This is a genomic window from Campylobacter sp. CFSAN093241 (assembly GCF_012889595.1).
GTDB lineage: Bacteria > Campylobacterota > Campylobacteria > Campylobacterales > Campylobacteraceae > Campylobacter_D > Campylobacter_D jejuni.
The window spans coordinates 1,167,875-1,184,372 of the sequence record NZ_CP040612.1; the positions used below are offsets into that span (position 1 = coordinate 1,167,875).

Genomic DNA, 16,498 nt, shown 5'->3' on the forward strand with positions numbered 1-16,498 from the left:
AAAAAAATTAATTTACTCCTTAACAATAACACTTTTTAAATTTCTAAAATAAAACAAATTTACCCCATCTTCATATAAATAATCAAGCTTCATTCCATGTGTTTCTAAAATAGTATTTACAATATAAAGCCCTAATCCAAAACTTGATTTTTGTTTTGATCCTTGAGTAAAAGCTTGAGTATAGTATTCTAAAGTATTGTTAAGCTCAGGACCACGATTTTTAAAACAAATATAATCATCTATAATATCAATTTGCACAAACCCATCTTCAGAATGTTTAATACCATTATCTATCATATTTTTAATCGCCGTAGTAAAAAGTTTAAAATCCACATTTACAAAAAAACTTTCTTCCATAAAAATACGTATATTGCTATCATCTCGCATTGCAATTTCTTTGGCTTCATCTAAAACATCTAAAATATTGTATTTTTTTCTATTTATAAAAGCAGCCCCTGAAGTAATTTGCTCAATAGCAGCAAATTCATTAATTAAAATTTCAAGTCTAGTAAAAACCCCATTTAAGCGCTCTTTATATTTATTATCTTCTATCATTTCTAAAGTTAAGAGCCCTTTAGTAATAGGAGTTTTGAGTTCATGCATAATATTTCTTAAAAAAAACTGACGAGATTGGTTTAACTTTCGAATTTGAACAATAGCTTGATAAAAAGCTTCACTTACTTGTGAAATTTCATCCACCCCAGTGCTTACATCTTCTATATCACCAAGCTTTCCTTGGGCAAATTTATCAATTTGTTTTTTAAGTCTTTTAAGTGGTTTTAATTTTTTAAATATATAAATATAAAGCAATACAAGAATACAAATCACAGCTACAGCTATAGCTTTGATAATAAAATACCTATAGGTTTGATAATCTTGATCCTTATAAAGATAAACCTTTCCATCATAAATAATATTTAAATACACCTGTCTATTATAAGAAATAATCTCGATTAAGCCATTGTTAACCTCAACCCTAGCTAAAACATCACCTCTAAAAAGAATTTTACGGATCTGCTTTGCTTCTGTTATCTCATCCATTTTATTATAATTTTTTGTCTGCTCTTCAAATTCTTTTTCACTGATAACTCCTGCAAAATTTAAGAGCCTTGCATTAGCTATCAAAGAATATTTTGTATTTAATTCTCTAGTATAATTTTGCTGATCATATTCTATAAGCCACAAAAAGCCAAGTACAACACTAACCCCAGCAAAAATAAAAATAAAAGTTATAGTATAAAAAATCGAAGATTTATTCATTGAGTAAGCTTATAACCTATTCCACGTATAGAGTGAATATATTTTGGAGTTTTTGGATCATCTCCCATCTTTTGACGAATTCTACTGATAATAACATCTATACTTTTATTACTAGAATCCTCACTAATAGAAGAACAATTATAAACAAGCTCTTCACGACTTACCACTCCACCCTCTTTTTTAATCAAATAGCTTAAAATATCAAATTCAGCATTAGTTAAAGTAAGCTCTTGTCCTTTCATGGTAATAATATGCTTATATTGATCATAAACAAGATCTTTTACACTTTTTGCTATGGCGCTTTTTGTATTTGAAATACGTCTTAAATGACTTTTAATACGTGCTTGTAATTCTTTTGGATTATAAGGTTTTGGTAGGTAATCATCTGCTCCAAGCTCTAAAGCATTAACCTTATCTGTAATATCATGTCTTGCGCTTGAAACAATAATAGGCGTATCATACTTTTTACGAATCTCTTCACACACTTCAAGCCCATCAAGCCCTGGCAAAGAAAGGTCTAAAATGATAAGCTGATATTCTTTTAATGCAAGCTTAGAAAGACCTATATAAGGTTCATGAGCTATATCAACTTTCATATCAAATTTTTCCAAATATTCAGCTGTAATTTCTGCTAATTCTAAATCATCTTCTATCATAAGAATATTTGTCATAGTTTTCCTTTATTTTAAACTTAATTTTAATTTTAAACTAAAATTTATAACGAAAGGAAAATCCTTCCGTTATTTTTATTTAAGCAGAAGCAAAGTCGCAAAACCATTGCGATATACCCAAACTTTGGTAAATTCTTTTTTATTAACTTGTTTTAAAGCTTGTTCTAAATCTTTTAAATTTTTAATTTCACTTTGTCCAACACCTATGATAATATCACCCTCTTGGAAACCAGAATTTTTTCCTTTGCTCTTTTCTTTAACACTATCAACCAAAACACCATTAACATCTTTTGGAATTTGCAAACGATCCTTAAGTCTTGGATCTAAATTTCTCAAACTCAAACCATCAATCAAATCGCTTTGTACGCCTTTAGGATTTTCTTTTTCACCTTTAAGAATAAAACTTGCTTGCTTATTTTCTCCATCTCTTTCGTAACTTAATGAAATTTTTTGACCAATCTCTAAAGTTCCTATATAATTTTTAAGATCAATAGGACTTTTTATAACCTTATCATTAACTTTAGTAACTAAATCTCCACGCTTAAGCCCTGCTTCATCAGCACTTGAACCTTTTTGAACATCAGTGATTAAAGCTCCTTCTTGATTTTTGTAAGCTTTTTTAGTATCACCTTGCAAAGCTAAAATAGTCACACCTAAAAATCCTCTATCAATCTTGCCTTTTTCAATAAGTTTTTTAGCTATATCTTTAACCATATTTGAAGGTATGGCAAAACCTATGCCATTATTTCCACCACCACGAGAAAGAATAGCTGAATTAATACCTACTAAATATCCGCGACTATCCACCAAAGCTCCACCTGAATTTCCTGGATTGATAGAAGCATCTGTTTGTATAAAATTTTCATATTGATTTAAACCTATATTGTCTTTATTTAAAGCAGATATTATCCCACTTGTAACACTAAAACCAACTCCAAAAGGATTTCCAAGTGCAAAAACAACATCTCCTTCCATTAAATCATCAGAATTTGTAAAAGTAATAGCTGAAAGATTATTAGCCTCTATTTTTATAACAGCCAAATCTGTTTTTGGATCTTTACCTATAAGTTTTGCTTTATATTCTATGTCGCTTCCTGGTAAATTCACTGTAATCGTATCAGCATCATCTACAACGTGATTATTTGTTACTATATAACCATCTTTTGAAATAATCACCCCTGATCCCAAAGAACTCACCACTTCTTTATCATTTTTTCCTTTTCTTTGAGAAAAATCAAAATCAAAAAATTGTTTAAAATAAGGATCATTAAAAAAATCATCCAAAGGGCTTGGACGATTTGCTCTTGTAATAGTTTTTGAGGTGGAAATATTAACCACTGATTTTTTTGCATCTTTAATAGAATCATGATAAGAAAGCACTGCATTTCCAGCAGCAGGATTCACACGATTAGCCGTTGCAGTCGATTCGTTAAAATTAATACTTGCAGCAAATAAAGCACTTGCTAAACTTAATGATAAAAAAATCTTTTTCATTTCATTTCCTTTTGTTCTTAAAGATAAATTATCTCGTAAAATATTTTACTGTCTTCATAGTATAAAACCGAAAATTTACAAAATTGTAAATAAAACCTTGAGTGATAAAAATTTATAAAACTTGATTGACTTAGGCTAAAGTTTATGTTATAATTTAATCCTCTATATAATCAAGTAAAAATTTTTAAGGAAATATAACATGAATAGTTTATACGAAACTCTTGGAGTTAGCAAAAACGCTAGTGCAGATGAAATAAAAAAAGCTTACCGTCGCCTAGCTAGAAAATATCATCCTGATATCAACAAAGAAAAAGGTGCTGAAGAAAAATTTAAAGAAATTAATGCTGCTTATGAAATTTTAAGTGACGAAAAAAAACGAGCTCAGTATGACCAATACGGCGATTCTATGTTTGGTGGACAAAGTTTTCATGATTTTTCAAGAAATACTGGTGGGGTAAATTTGGACGATATTTTAAAAGATCTCTTTGGAGGAGGCTTTGGTGGACGCTCAAGAGGGGGTTTTAACGGCTTTTCTTCAAAAGGCTTTAGCAGTGGTTTTGGAGGATTTGGAGGTTTTGAAGAAGAAATTTTAGACAGCAATCTAGAGCTTCACATTCCTTTCGAAAAAGCTGTTAAAGGCGGGGAACATAGTTTTAATTTTCAAGGCGAAACCATTAAATTTAAAATTCCACATGGTATAAAAGAAGGCGAGAAACTAAGAATTCGCTCTAAAGGAAAACAAAGCAGAAATGGAGCTAGAGGAGATTTAATCATTATTGTAAAAATAGAAGAAAGTCCTATTTACACAAGAGAAGATGATGATTTATATCAAAAGGTTGATATTTCTTTAAAAACTGCACTTTTTGGTGGAAAAATAAATATAAAAACACTCAAAGAAGGCAAGGAAGAAGCAACAATTAACATAACGCCTAATTCAAAAAATAACCAAAAAATTCGTTTAAAAGGTTATGGTGTGCAAAATAGAAAAAGTGATATTTATGGGGATATGTATTTGATTTTAAATGTTGTTTTGCCAAATTTAGATACCCTTGATGAAAAATTTATAGAACTCTTAAAAGAAAAATTACCTTAAAGAAAGGAATAAAATATGGAACAGCATTATGATGAACCTGTATATTTAATCAGTGTTGTGGCTAAAGTTTTAAGCATACATCCACAAACCTTAAGGCAATACGAAAGAGAAGGATTGATAGAGCCAAGTAGAACCGATGGCAAAATAAGACTTTATTCTCAAAGAGATATTGACCGTATTAAACTTATATTGCGTTTAACAAGAGACATGGGAATCAATCTTGCTGGAGTAGATGTTATCTTAAAATTGAAAAACCAACTTCACGAATTTGAAAATTTAATTGATGAACTACGCTTAGAATTAAGCAAACAACAAGATAAAGAAGCGGCTAGTAAAGCCGTTGTTAAGCATAAAAATAGCTTTGATTTGATTTTTTATGAGAAAAAATAAAAAATAATGGATAATTTTTTAGAAATTTTTTTAATCACCGTTGCTATAGCTATAGTTTTAAATGTCATATTTAAAAAATTTGAAATTCCAACTATCATTGGATATATAGCTGCTGGAGAAATCATTTCTGAAATTTATCATTTAAGTGGCAAAGGCGAAATCACCCATATAGCCGAATTTGGTATAGTGTTTTTAATGTTTACCATAGGGCTTGAATTTTCTTTTAAGCATTTAATGGCAATGAAACAAGAAGTTTTTTTAAACGGCTCTTTGCAGATGCTTACTTGTGGCTTTGTTTTTATGTTACTTGCTATAGGAATTTTAGGACTTGGAGATAAAAGCGCTACTATAGTAGGCTTTGCACTAGCGCTTTCTTCAACCGCAGTGGTGCTTAAAATTTTAAATGATAATGGCGATATCAATGAGCAATATGGTAGAAAAGCATTGGGAATTTTGCTTTTTCAAGATATAGCCGTTATTCCTTTGCTTTTGCTTGTAGATATTTTTTCATCCAACAATCAAAACATAGAAAAACTCCTTTTTACCACTTTAATTTCAGCACTTATTTTAATCACTTTATTATTTTTCATAGGTAAATATCTAGTGGATAGAATTTTTAGACTCATTATCCACACTTCTTCTCAGGAAATTTTTATTAGTACTGTTTTATTTATGGTTATTGGAGCAAGTTTTTTAGCAAATTATTTTGGATTTTCTTATTCTTTGGGTGCTTTTATAGCAGGTGCTTTGATAGCAGAAACAAAATATAAACACAAAATAGAAGCGGACTTGATCCCATTTAGAGATTTGCTTTTAGGGCTTTTTTTCATAACTGTAGGCATGCAAATTCAACTTGATGTAGTGGCACAAAATTGGTTTTTAATCATAGTTTTAACCCTTCTTGTAATGGCTTTAAAATTTGGCATAGTTTTTGGCTTTTTATTTCTTTACACCAAAAAAAGAGTAGCGCTTAAAACAGCTTTTGCCATAGCTCAAATTGGCGAATTCGCCCTAGCAATTTTTTCTCTTTTACAAGCAAAAAATATGCTTGATATCAAAACTTCACAAATTTTAATTGTTGTTTCTATTTTAACCATGATTATCACACCTTTTATTTTAAACAATATAAGAAAAATTACCAATGTTGTAGAAGATATAGCACTTAATACCAACGCTGTGCAAAATATTGACAGCAATATCAAGCTTAAAAATCATCTTGTTGTTTTTGGCTACGGACGCTTAGGACAAGAAGTCGTACAAAAAATCAAAAACACAGGCGTACCTTATCTTGTTTTAGAAAGTGATTTAAATTTAGTAGAACTTGGAGTTAGTCGAGGTGAAAATGTCGTTTTTGCCAATGCTGCTCAAGAAGAAACCTTAAAAATTGCCAATATAGAAGAATGTGCCGTAGCTATTATCACAGTTACAAATGAAGCTAAACTTGAAATTTTATGTCAAGTGCTAGCTAATTATCCAAAACCTATAGACACCATCATTCATGTAAATGGAACTTTAAAAAAGATGCTTTTTTCTAGCATAGATGAAAATATACGCATCATTCGCTCTGAAAAAGTAATCGCTAGAAATTTAGTTCAAGAAGCGCTAGAATGCCGCATTCACAAAAATACCTAAGGAAGAATTTTGACAAAAAATGAAGAAAAAGCCTTACGCGTAAAATACCTAAGAAATCTTGAAAAATTTTTCAATGGCGCTATATCTGCACTTAAAAAAGAAGATTTTGATAAAACTAAATTTGAAGAAAGAATGTTAAAAAATGCTAAATTTTTTGAAAAAAATCCCGCGGTAAATCTTAACTCAACCTATGCAAAAAATCTTGAATTTTTTGTCAATGCTTGTTTAGATTTTTCCAAAGAAAAAAACGAGCTTTTAAATCTTGCCAATGCTTTAGATAAGCAAAAAAAACAAGGTGGGAAAAAAGAAAAACATAAAAATTATTTAAAGGATTATGAATGATTAATGTATTTTTTGATATGGATGGAACTTTAATCGATAGTGCAAATGCCATTTCTTGTGCAGTCAATGAAATAAGACAGGATTTAAATCTAGCCCCACTTTCAAGAGAAATCATTATGCAAACCATCAATACTCCCAATATTGACTGGGCAAAAGAACTTTATAATATAGAAAATTTCCATCATTCTAATTTTAAAGAAGGCTATGAAAAATATTTTGTCAAGCACTATGAACAAAGCGTGGTGCTTTTTGAAGGAGTAAAAGAACTTTTAGAATTTTTAAAAAGCAAAAATTGTTTTTTAGCTATTGCTACTAACGCCCCACAAAGCTCACTTTCAAACATACTTAAAAAACACGATATCATTCCTTATTTTGATAAAATTTTAGGCGTAAGTTTAGGCATAGAACCCAAACCTCATCCTATGATGCTAGAGCTTTTAAAAAGCGAGGCTCCATATAAAACAAGCGTTTTTATAGGAGATAGTCAAAAAGATAAAGAATGTGCTAAAAATGCTAATTTGCCTTATTTTCATGCCAAATGGTATCAAAAAAATTTAAAAGAAAATGAATTTAGCAACTCTAGTGAACTTAAAGACTTTTTGCAAAAGTATTTATAAGTTTTTTAATGAAATTTTAGTTAAAATTAGAAATAAATTTTAAAAAGAGTAAATTATGAGTGAATTATTAATAGAAATTGGTACAGAAGAATTACCTGCTATTCCTTTGCTAAAAGAATTAGCTAATATAGAAAAAAAATGGAACAATGTTTTAGAAGAATACCGCTTGGTAAGTGATTTTAAATTTTATTATACTCCGCGTCGTTTAGTTTTTTTTCATGAAAATTTTGCAGACAAACAAGAAGATAGCTTTGCTGAATTTATAGGAGCACCTAAAAATGTTGCTTATAAAGATGGAGTTTTAACTCCTGCGGGACAAAGCTTCCTGCAAAAAGCAAGGATCAGTGAAAATGAACTCTCTTTTAAAGAAATCAAAGGCAAGGAAGTTTTGTACCATCAAAAAGCTATTAAAGGTTTGCAAAGTCAAGAAATTTTAGGAGAAATGGTAGAAAAATTTCTAAAAAGTCTTAGTTTTGGCAAAAGTATGCGCTGGGGTGCAAATTCTTTTGAATTCATCCGTGCGATCCGTTCTATAGCTTGCATTTTAAATGATGAACTTGTTAATTTTCAAAGCTATGGAGTAAAAAGTACTAAAAAAACTTTCATTCACAGAAGCGTAAGTTATGATTTGCAAGATTTTAACAATGCAAAAGAATATTTTGAACTACTAAAAAAAAACTATATCATCCTTGATCCAATCAAAAGAAAGGAAAAAATACTTGAGCAATTTAAACTCATAGAAAGTCAAAAAAATATACAAATTGGAGAAGATGAAGAGCTTTTAGCTGAAGTAGTTGCTATCACAGAATATCCTAATGCACTTTTAGGAAGTTTTGAAGAAGAATTTTTAGAAATTCCTAGCGAAGTAATCATCACTTCAATGAGAGAAAATCAACGTTATTTTGCAGTTTTTAACGATAAAGGCTTAAGTAATCATTTTATAGTAGTAAGTAATGCAGTATGTAAGGATTATTCAAAAATCATACATGGAAATGAAAGAGTTTTGCGTGCAAGACTTAGCGATGCAATGTTTTTTTATCAAAATGATTTACAAAATGGCTTAAAACCTGAAAAACTTGCCAAAATGACCTATCTTGAAGGTTTAGGCACAATGCAAGATAAAAGTTTAAGAGAGATTAAAATTGCTGAAATTTTATGTCAAATGCTCCATAATGATAAAATCGAAAATATCAGCACAGCACTAAAATACGCCAAAGCAGACTTAGCCACACAAATGGTTTATGAATTTACTGATTTGCAAGGCATTATGGGAAGTTATTATGCGCAAAAAATGGGCTTAGATTATCAAATTTGCTTAGCCATCAAAGAACAATATCTTCCTAATTCCGAACAAGCTCCACTTCCAAGTACAGAATTTTCAAGCATAGTAGCCCTTGCAAACAAGCTTGATACCCTTATAGGACTTTTTAGCATAGGAAAAATTCCAAGCGGAACAAAGGATCCTTATGCCTTAAGAAGAGCTGCCAATGGGATCATTAAAATTGCTTTAAATTTAAATAAAGAATTTGATATCCAAATTTTATTAGAAAAACTTTCAAATCATTATAAAAGCTTTGATATGCAAATTTTAAAAAATTTTATTTTTGAAAGACTTTATACTTTTTATACAGTCAATGCTTCTTTTGTAAAAGCGGTTTTAAGCTCACAAAATACAGATCTTATCCATATCAATCAAAGCGTAAATGCTCTTATAAAACTTAGCAAAAAAGATAATTTTAATGAAAATTTTGCAACCTTTAAAAGACTAGCCAATATCGCCACTAAAAATCCTCATAAAGTTGATGAAAGTCTTTTTGTTCAAGAAGCAGAAAGTAAACTTTACAAAGCTTTTCAAGAAAAAACTAAAGCCAACTCTTTACAAGAAAAACTTGAAAATCTTTTTGCACTTAAGCCTTTTATTGATGAGTTTTTTAATCAAGTGATGATTAATGCTGAAGATGAAAAACTTAAAAATAATCGCCAAGCTTTGGTTTATGAAATTTATGCGGAGTTTTTAAAAATCGCCGATCTTAAAGAGTTAAGCCTATGAAAGCCTTATGGCTTTTTTTAAGCCTTACTCTTTGGCTTTTTGGAGCTCAAAATTTAGAACTCATCAAAGGTCAAGCTTTATTTTTGGAGCTAGATAAGAAAGATTTTTTATCTTTAAAAAATAATGGTAAAAATATTCCCACTTTTACACATCCTAAAAATCAAGAAAAAGTTCTAGCTATTTTTTCCTTACCTTACAAAAATCCCCCGCAAAATACAAAACTTATCGCATTTTATAAAGATAAAAAAGAAGAAATTTTCATAAAAACTTTAGAAGGTAATTATAAAAGTGAAAAATTGCAAGTTGAAAACAAAAAGATTTTTCCACCAAAAACCATACAAGAACGCATCACTAAAGAATTAAAAGAAGCCAATGCGATTTATAGTTCTTATACTCCAAAAGCTTTATTTAACGGTGCTTTTAATATACCTTTAAATTCTTTTATCACAAGTGATTTTGGCAAAGCAAGAACTTTTAATGAAAAAGTAGCAAGTTATCATAGCGGAACGGACTTTAGAGCTGCCACAGGAACACCTATTTATGCAGCCAACTCAGGCATAGTAAAAATTGCAAAAGATCGTTATTTCGCAGGAAATTCAGTAGTCATTGATCATGGTTTTGGAATTTATTCACAATATTATCATCTTTCTAAAATCGATGTTAAAGTAGGACAAAAGATAAAAAAAGGCGAACTTATAGGACTTAGCGGAGCTAGTGGTAGGGTAAGTGGGCCGCATTTGCATTTTGGAATTTTAGCTGGAGGCAAACAAGTTGATCCTTTGGATTTTGTATCCAAATTTAATGCTATTTTTCAATGAAATTTAGTGACTTTTTCCATGCTTGGCTCCATGAAAGCTATTATAAAAATGCTGTAAGTATAGGAAAAAACGGAGATTTTTTTACTGCTGTAAGCGTAGGAAATCTTTTTGGCACACTTTTAGCCAAGCATTTTTTAAATTTAATAGATAAAAAAATTTTACAACTCCCTTTAGAACTTGTAGAAATAGGCGCTAATGAAGGATATTTAAGTCGTGATTTTTTATCCGCTTTGCTTGAATTAAGACCTGAAATTTTTTCTCAAATTTCTTTTTTCGTCATAGAACCGCATGAAAAATTAAGAACTTTACAAAAAAAGACTTTAGAAGGAGTGGAATTTACTCACAAAAATAGTCTTAAAGAATGCCATTTTAAGAACGCTTTTTTCTTTTGCAATGAACTTTTTGATAGTTTTGCTTGCGAACTTATAGATCATGATAAAATGGCATTTGTAGAAAATTTTAAACTTATTTTTAAAAATATGGATGAAAATTTAATCACAAAATGCAAAGCTTTAAATCTTAAAAAAGGTGAACTCAGTTTAGAGCTTGAAAATTTTTTTAAAGATTTAAACCAAACTTGTGAGAGATTTATATTTGCGGGATTTGACTATGGAACCTTAAATCCACAAAGTTTTAGCTTAAGAATCTATCAAAAGCACGAAGTTTTTAGCCCTTTTGAAGTATCTTTAAAAGATTTTTTCGGCAAAAGCGATCTAACTTATAATGTCAATTTTACTCATCTTCAAAAACTCATCAAAGAATATGATTTTAAACCTTTAGCTTTTAAAAAACAAAGTCTTGCTTTCATGGATTTTGGTTTTGAAGATTTATTAGAATACGCAAAAAATAAAAACATTAAAACTTACGAAAGTTTTTTATCTCAAGCTAAAATTTTATTTTTTAATTTTGATGAAAAATTTCATTTTTTCGAATTTCAAAAAAACTAAAATTTTATATTTTTCATACTTGCTAAACAAACCCCCTCTCTTAAACCCTCATCAATGACTAGAAGTTTATGTTTATCAAACAAAGCATAAAACAGCAAACAACCTGCACTCAAATAATTTTTTCTCATCGTGCCTACTTCTTTTATAGCTTTTTTTTCTTCCATATGAAAAAGTTTAATAGCATAATTTAAAAAATCCTTATGGCAAAGTTTTTTACCATTTACTTTAGTTGCTTCATACTTTTCATAGCTTATATTTTGTTTTAATGCGCTAAGTGTGGTAGGAACTCCGGAATTTAAAACCACCGTTTTAGCCCCTAAAGAACGAAGTTCCTTTTTAATCATAGCCACCTCATCAAAAGCCCTAAAAGCTAGATGCTTTAAATAGGGATTTGCAATTAAAAAATGAATTTTAAGTTTTTTATCTTTAATATTTATGATAAATTTAGGATATTTTTTTATTAATTTTTTATAAGAAATACAAGATTTATAATAAGAATGGTAATTTTTTTCATAAAAACTAATAATACCAAAATCAAAACTTTTAAAACTTTTTCCAAAAGAAAGCTCACAAGAAGCCCCTCCTAAATCACAATACGCAAACTCTCCCCAAATTTTAAGCCTTCTTAAACCTGATTGCATACCTAAAACACTGATCTTAGCTTCACTTTTGGCATCTATAAGCTTAAAATCAATCCCAAATTCTTTTTTTAAATGGGCAAAAATTTCATTTGTATTGCTTGCCTTTCTAAAAGCTGCAGTCGCTACAGCTCTCGCTTTGCTTAAATCTTGCTCTTTAGCTAAAATACTCAAAGTATTTTTTAATCTTTGTATGGCTTCTTTAGAAATTTCTCCACTTTGATTTAGATTTTTCGCTGCCCCAATAACAAATTCATATTCTTTTAATTTATTTAATTTTTCATCCATTTGTACTGCTCTTAAAGTATTTGAACCAAGATCTATACCTAACATGACTTTCCTTATTTGATTTTATAGTATAATAGCAAAAAAGTTCTAAAGGAAAAATATGCTTTTAGGTGTAAATATCGATCATATTGCAGTGTTAAGACAAGCTAGAATGGTAAATGATCCTGATCTTTTAGAAGCTGCTTTTATAGTAGCTAGACACGGAGATCAAATCACTTTGCATGTAAGAGAAGATCGCCGTCATGCTCAGGATTTTGACTTGGAAAATATTATAAAATTTTGCAAAAGCCCTATCAATTTAGAATGTGCTTTAAATGATGAAATTTTAAATTTAGCTCTTAAACTCAAACCTCACCGCGTTACTTTAGTGCCTGAAAAAAGAGAAGAGCTTACTACAGAAGGGGGGCTTTGTTTAAATCATGCTAAATTAAGACAAAGCATAGAAAAACTTCAAAATGCAAACATTGAAGTTTCACTTTTTATCAATCCTAGTTTAGAAGATATAGAAAAATCAAAAATTTTAAAAGCCCAATTCATAGAGCTTCATACAGGACATTATGCGAATTTGCACAACGCACTTTTTAGTAATATCTCTCATACTGCTTTTGCCTTAAAAGAACTCAATCAAGATAAAAAAACCTTGCAAGCTCAATTTGAAAAAGAATTACAAAATTTAGAACTCTGTGCCAAAAAAGGCCTAGAACTTGGCTTAAAAGTAGCCGCGGGACATGGTTTAAATTACAAAAATGTAAAACCCGTAGTAAAAATTAAAGAAATTTGCGAGCTAAATATAGGACAAAGCATTGTAGCAAGATCTGTATTTACAGGACTTCAAAACGCTATTTTGGAAATGAAAGAACTTATTAAAAGATGAAAAAACTAGCCATTAGTATAGGCGATATAAACGGCATAGGACTTGAAATTTTAGTGCGTTCTCATGAAGAACTAAGCAAAATCTGCACACCTTTTTATTTTATCCACGAAAGCTTGCTTGATAAAGCTTCAAAACTTTTAAATTTAAAACTTTTTAATGCAAAAATCGTAGCTTTTAAAGATGGAAAAGACTATGAGTTTAATTTTGTAAAAAAAGAAAATTCTCTTGAAATTTACTCTTTCTACCTTCCTTTAGGCTTTAAAGTGGATGAAAATTTTGAAATCAAAGCCGGAGAAATAGATACAAAAAGTGGACTTTATGGTTTTTTAAGTTTTAAGGCGGCAAGTTATTTTGTCTATGAAAAACACGCCCATGCCTTGCTTACTCTACCTATACACAAAAAAGCTTGGGAAGATGCAGGACTTAAATACAAAGGACACACCGATGCTTTAAGGGATTTTTTTAAAAAAAATGCCATTATGATGTTAGGTTGCAAAGAACTTTTTGTAGGGCTTTTTAGCGAACATATACCTTTAGCTAAGGTGAGTAAAAAAATCACTTTTAAAAATTTAAGTATCTTTTTAAAAGATTTTTACAAAGAAACACATTTTAAAAAAATGGGGCTTTTAGGTTTTAATCCTCACGCTGGAGATTATGGAGTTATAGGTGGAGAAGAAGAAAAGATCATGGAAAAAGCTATAGCCTTTGTTAATGCCTTTTTACACTCTAAAAAAGATGAAAAATTTTTCAAAAAAGCCTTAAAAGATGAAAATTTACAAAAAGAATTGCTTTTAAATTTTAAAGGCAAGGGCGTTTATCTACCCTATCCTTTAGTGGCTGATACAGCTTTTACTAAGACTGGTTTAAAAAACTGCAATCGTTTAGTGGCTATGTATCACGATCTTGCCCTTGCTCCTTTAAAGGCCTTGTATTTTGATAAAAGCATCAATGTAAGTTTAAATTTACCTATCATACGCGTTAGCGTTGATCATGGCACGGCCTTTGATAAGGCCTATAAAAATGCTAAAATCAACACTAAAAGTTATTTTGAAGCGGCTAAATTTGCAATCAATTTACATTCTAAAGCTTAAATTTAGCCCTAGAATCAATCAAATCTTCTTTAGCTAAGCTGTCTATAAAATCTTGCAAATCTTTATTGGTATTTAAACTTTGAGTGAGTAAATTTTCATATTTATCAACTTTATTTTTAAAAATTTGCTCTAAAACTTCTTTAGTCTTTGTATCTTTTTTTGCTCTTTGCATAAGTTCTAATAAAACCTTAATATAAGCTTCTTGCATGCAATCACTTGCATTGAGTAAAGATAAAAGAGGATTTTCCCCTGCTTTTGTATTTTGCATATTTTTTATACAAATTTTTCTTTCTTTAAGCATCTTTTTTGAAATGGCTTTAAAATCTTTTTTCATCTTTTTATCTGCTTTTTTTGAAATATTTTGATATAAACTACTATAGATGTTATCTACTAAAGCAAGTTTTTTATTATCAAATTCATTACGCACACCAATTTTATTGCATATCATAAGTTCATCATCACTTTTGCCATCATATTTGATTTTAGAGCAATCAAAACTAGGTTTTACTTCATCTTTATAAATAAGCTCATCAAAACTCAAAGCCCCTAAACTCGCCAAACTTAAACCAAGCAATAAAATAATTTTTTTCATTATTTACCTTTAAAATTTTTATTTTATTTTAACAAAAATATTTTGAATTTTTTAAGGAAATTAAGCCTTTATTTTATTATAATGCGTTTTTATTTTTTATAAGGAACTTAAAATGCAAAATTACAAAAAAGCTCTTTTTGCACTAGCTCTTAGTGCTTTTTGTATGGGCGTAACTGAATTTGTTATGGCAGGAGTTTTGGTTGATGTTGAAGCGTATTTTAGCGTAGATGCAAAAACCGCGGGCTATCTTACAACCTTATATGCTATAGGTGTTGTTATAGGTGCTCCTCTTATCACCATACCTTTAAGTCGTTTTCATAGACATACACAACTTTTAATCAATCTTGGAATTTTTGCTTTAGCAAATTTCATCATCTTTTTTAGCCAAAATTTCTATCTTACTGCTTTTGCACGCTTTATAGCAGGAACACAACATGGGGTATTTTTTGTCATTGCCACCTTAGCTGTAAGTGCTATAACTCCAGATGATAAAAAATCAAGTGCTCTAGCTATAATGGTCACAGGGCTTACTGTAGCCTTAGTTACTGGAGTGCCGCTTGGAACTTTTATAGGGCATTATTTTGGCTTTAAATTTATCTTTTTACTCATTTTTATCATTACAAGTCTAGCATTTTTTGGAGTATGGCATATGATGCCCAAAAATTTACATCCTAGCCCAACCAATCTTAAAAATCTAATCCCTGCTTTTTCTCATCAAAATTTGTTAAAAACTTATACTATAACCATTTGTAGTTGTGGGGCTCAATTTGTTCTTTATACTTATTTGCAAAAAATACTTGTAGAAATAAGCGGTTTTAAAGTCCAAGATACAGCTTATATCTTGCTTTTATATGGAATTTGTGCAATTTGTGGGAATTTATGGGGCGGAAAAATAGTAGATAAAAAAGGTGCTATTTTTTCTTTGCGTCTTATTTTAAGCATACAAGTTCTAGTATTTTTAAGTGTATTTCTCACCATGCATTCTAAAATTTTAATCATTTTTAGCGTAGCTTTGATAGGATTTTTTGCCTTTTCAACCATACCTGCACTAAAAATGCTTAGCATTACTAAAGCTAAACGCCATACTTATAAAGTCATAGACAGTACAGTAAGTGTGAATGAAGCAGCTTTTAATGTAGGCATAGCTTTAGCAAGTTTTTTAGGTGGGATTGTTTTAGCAAGATTGGGTATAGAATTTAATGCTTTATTTTCAGCACTTTTTGTAAGCCCTGCTTTGATTTTTGCCTTGCTTTTTGCCAAAGATAAATTAAATTATAAAAAATTTCAAAGAAAAAGTTTTACAAAGGTATAAATTGGAATAGAAATTGCTTGCTTATTTAATGTAAAGTTAAATAAAGGAGGAGAAAATGGTAGTAGATAATACTCAAAAAACATCAAATGCTATCTTTAGCACCACAACTAAAGTTAAAGAAAAAAATACTTCGGCAGATGAATTTCAAGCCACATTAAATGAAGTAAAAAACAAAGAAGAAAAGGAAGATAAAAAAACAAACTCAAGCAAATTTACTAACGAAGACATTGATCTTGGTGCTGTTAGAGAAGATTTTAGATCTTATGTTTGGCAAAAAATGAGAGAAGATCAATACAAAAAAAATGAGGAGACTTTGCTAAATAAGCTTTTTACTACAATTGACGCAGGAAATGCCACAAACAATACAAAGGCTTAATATACAAATCAAT

General features: G+C 29.8%; 17 protein-coding genes. 12 read left to right on the forward strand and 5 right to left on the reverse strand.

Annotated elements, in window-relative coordinates; all coding sequences use genetic code 11:
• Nucleotides 1-12: 12 nt before the first annotated feature.
• The 3 genes from FBE96_RS06005 to htrA all read right to left on the reverse strand — a co-directional run bounded on the left by FBE96_RS06005 (nt 13) and on the right by htrA (nt 3,425).
• Nucleotides 13-1,260, reverse strand: coding sequence for an ArsS family sensor histidine kinase (locus tag FBE96_RS06005; protein WP_002868562.1), 1,248 nt, complete (start codon nt 1,258-1,260; stop codon nt 13-15).
• Nucleotides 1,257-1,931, reverse strand: a complete 675-nt coding sequence (locus tag FBE96_RS06010) for a response regulator transcription factor (protein WP_002853196.1) — start codon at nt 1,929-1,931, stop codon at nt 1,257-1,259. The genes FBE96_RS06005 and FBE96_RS06010 overlap by 4 nt, the downstream gene beginning before the upstream one ends.
• A gap of 75 nt (nt 1,932-2,006) precedes the next feature.
• Nucleotides 2,007-3,425: a serine protease HtrA gene (htrA, locus tag FBE96_RS06015; protein WP_002873156.1), complete on the reverse strand. Its 1,419-nt coding sequence runs from the start codon at nt 3,423-3,425 to the stop codon at nt 2,007-2,009.
• Between the two features lie 199 nt (nt 3,426-3,624).
• Between htrA and FBE96_RS06020 the strand changes: the two genes are divergently transcribed.
• Genes FBE96_RS06020 through FBE96_RS06055 form a run of 8 tightly spaced genes read left to right on the forward strand, consistent with a single transcriptional unit; the run spans nt 3,625 to nt 11,314 of the window.
• Nucleotides 3,625-4,518: a DnaJ family protein gene (locus FBE96_RS06020; RefSeq protein ID WP_002860449.1), complete on the forward strand. Its 894-nt coding sequence runs from the start codon at nt 3,625-3,627 to the stop codon at nt 4,516-4,518.
• A 15-nt stretch (nt 4,519-4,533) separates the two neighbouring features.
• Nucleotides 4,534-4,908 (forward strand): heat shock transcriptional regulator HspR, encoded by a 375-nt coding sequence (hspR, locus tag FBE96_RS06025; protein ID WP_002853230.1) that lies wholly within the window; start codon nt 4,534-4,536, stop codon nt 4,906-4,908.
• A gap of 6 nt (nt 4,909-4,914) precedes the next feature.
• The gene (locus FBE96_RS06030) at nt 4,915-6,540 is read left to right on the forward strand and encodes a cation:proton antiporter (protein ID WP_002859297.1); all 1,626 of its coding nucleotides are present in this window, start codon (nt 4,915-4,917) and stop codon (nt 6,538-6,540) included.
• Between the two features lie 9 nt (nt 6,541-6,549).
• On the forward strand, nt 6,550-6,882 hold the full coding sequence (locus tag FBE96_RS06035) for a hypothetical protein (protein WP_002859298.1): 333 nt from the start codon (nt 6,550-6,552) through the stop codon (nt 6,880-6,882).
• Nucleotides 6,879-7,499, forward strand: a complete 621-nt coding sequence (locus tag FBE96_RS06040) for an HAD family hydrolase (protein WP_002868560.1) — start codon at nt 6,879-6,881, stop codon at nt 7,497-7,499. Before FBE96_RS06035 ends, FBE96_RS06040 begins: the two co-directional genes overlap by 4 nt.
• A gap of 55 nt (nt 7,500-7,554) precedes the next feature.
• Entirely contained in the window at nt 7,555-9,549 is a 1,995-nt protein-coding gene (gene glyS / locus FBE96_RS06045; protein ID WP_002875340.1) for a glycine--tRNA ligase subunit beta, read from the forward strand.
• The gene (locus tag FBE96_RS06050) at nt 9,546-10,367 is read left to right on the forward strand and encodes a M23 family metallopeptidase (RefSeq protein ID WP_002868558.1); all 822 of its coding nucleotides are present in this window, start codon (nt 9,546-9,548) and stop codon (nt 10,365-10,367) included. The genes glyS and FBE96_RS06050 overlap by 4 nt, the downstream gene beginning before the upstream one ends.
• Nucleotides 10,364-11,314 carry an SAM-dependent methyltransferase gene (locus tag FBE96_RS06055; RefSeq protein WP_002868557.1) on the forward strand — a complete coding sequence of 317 codons (951 nt, stop codon included), beginning with the start codon at nt 10,364-10,366 and terminating at the stop codon, nt 11,312-11,314. The genes FBE96_RS06050 and FBE96_RS06055 overlap by 4 nt, the downstream gene beginning before the upstream one ends.
• On the opposite strand, the gene FBE96_RS06060 is transcribed toward FBE96_RS06055, so the two are convergent.
• Nucleotides 11,311-12,285, reverse strand: coding sequence for a Ppx/GppA phosphatase family protein (locus tag FBE96_RS06060; RefSeq protein WP_002853555.1), 975 nt, complete (start codon nt 12,283-12,285; stop codon nt 11,311-11,313). The genes FBE96_RS06055 and FBE96_RS06060 overlap by 4 nt on opposite strands.
• Nucleotides 12,286-12,340: 55 nt before the next feature.
• Here FBE96_RS06060 and FBE96_RS06065 point away from each other — a divergent pair, with 55 nt between their 5' ends.
• On the forward strand, nt 12,341-13,114 hold the full coding sequence (locus FBE96_RS06065) for a pyridoxine 5'-phosphate synthase (protein ID WP_002868556.1): 774 nt from the start codon (nt 12,341-12,343) through the stop codon (nt 13,112-13,114).
• On the forward strand, nt 13,111-14,205 hold the full coding sequence (gene pdxA, locus FBE96_RS06070; RefSeq protein ID WP_002867362.1) for a 4-hydroxythreonine-4-phosphate dehydrogenase: 1,095 nt from the start codon (nt 13,111-13,113) through the stop codon (nt 14,203-14,205). The genes FBE96_RS06065 and pdxA overlap by 4 nt, the downstream gene beginning before the upstream one ends.
• Here the strand turns inward: pdxA and FBE96_RS06075 are convergent.
• Complete coding sequence (locus FBE96_RS06075) at nt 14,195-14,797, reverse strand: hypothetical protein (protein WP_002853243.1); 603 nt, start codon at nt 14,795-14,797, stop codon at nt 14,195-14,197. The two genes, pdxA and FBE96_RS06075, sit on opposite strands and share 11 nt — an antisense overlap.
• Nucleotides 14,798-14,909: 112 nt before the next feature.
• Between FBE96_RS06075 and FBE96_RS06080 the strand changes: the two genes are divergently transcribed.
• Nucleotides 14,910-16,109, forward strand: coding sequence for an MFS transporter (locus tag FBE96_RS06080; protein ID WP_002853238.1), 1,200 nt, complete (start codon nt 14,910-14,912; stop codon nt 16,107-16,109).
• A 55-nt stretch (nt 16,110-16,164) separates the two neighbouring features.
• Nucleotides 16,165-16,485, forward strand: coding sequence for an invasion antigen CiaC (gene ciaC / locus FBE96_RS06085; protein ID WP_002871667.1), 321 nt, complete (start codon nt 16,165-16,167; stop codon nt 16,483-16,485).
• Nucleotides 16,486-16,498 lie beyond the last annotated feature (13 nt).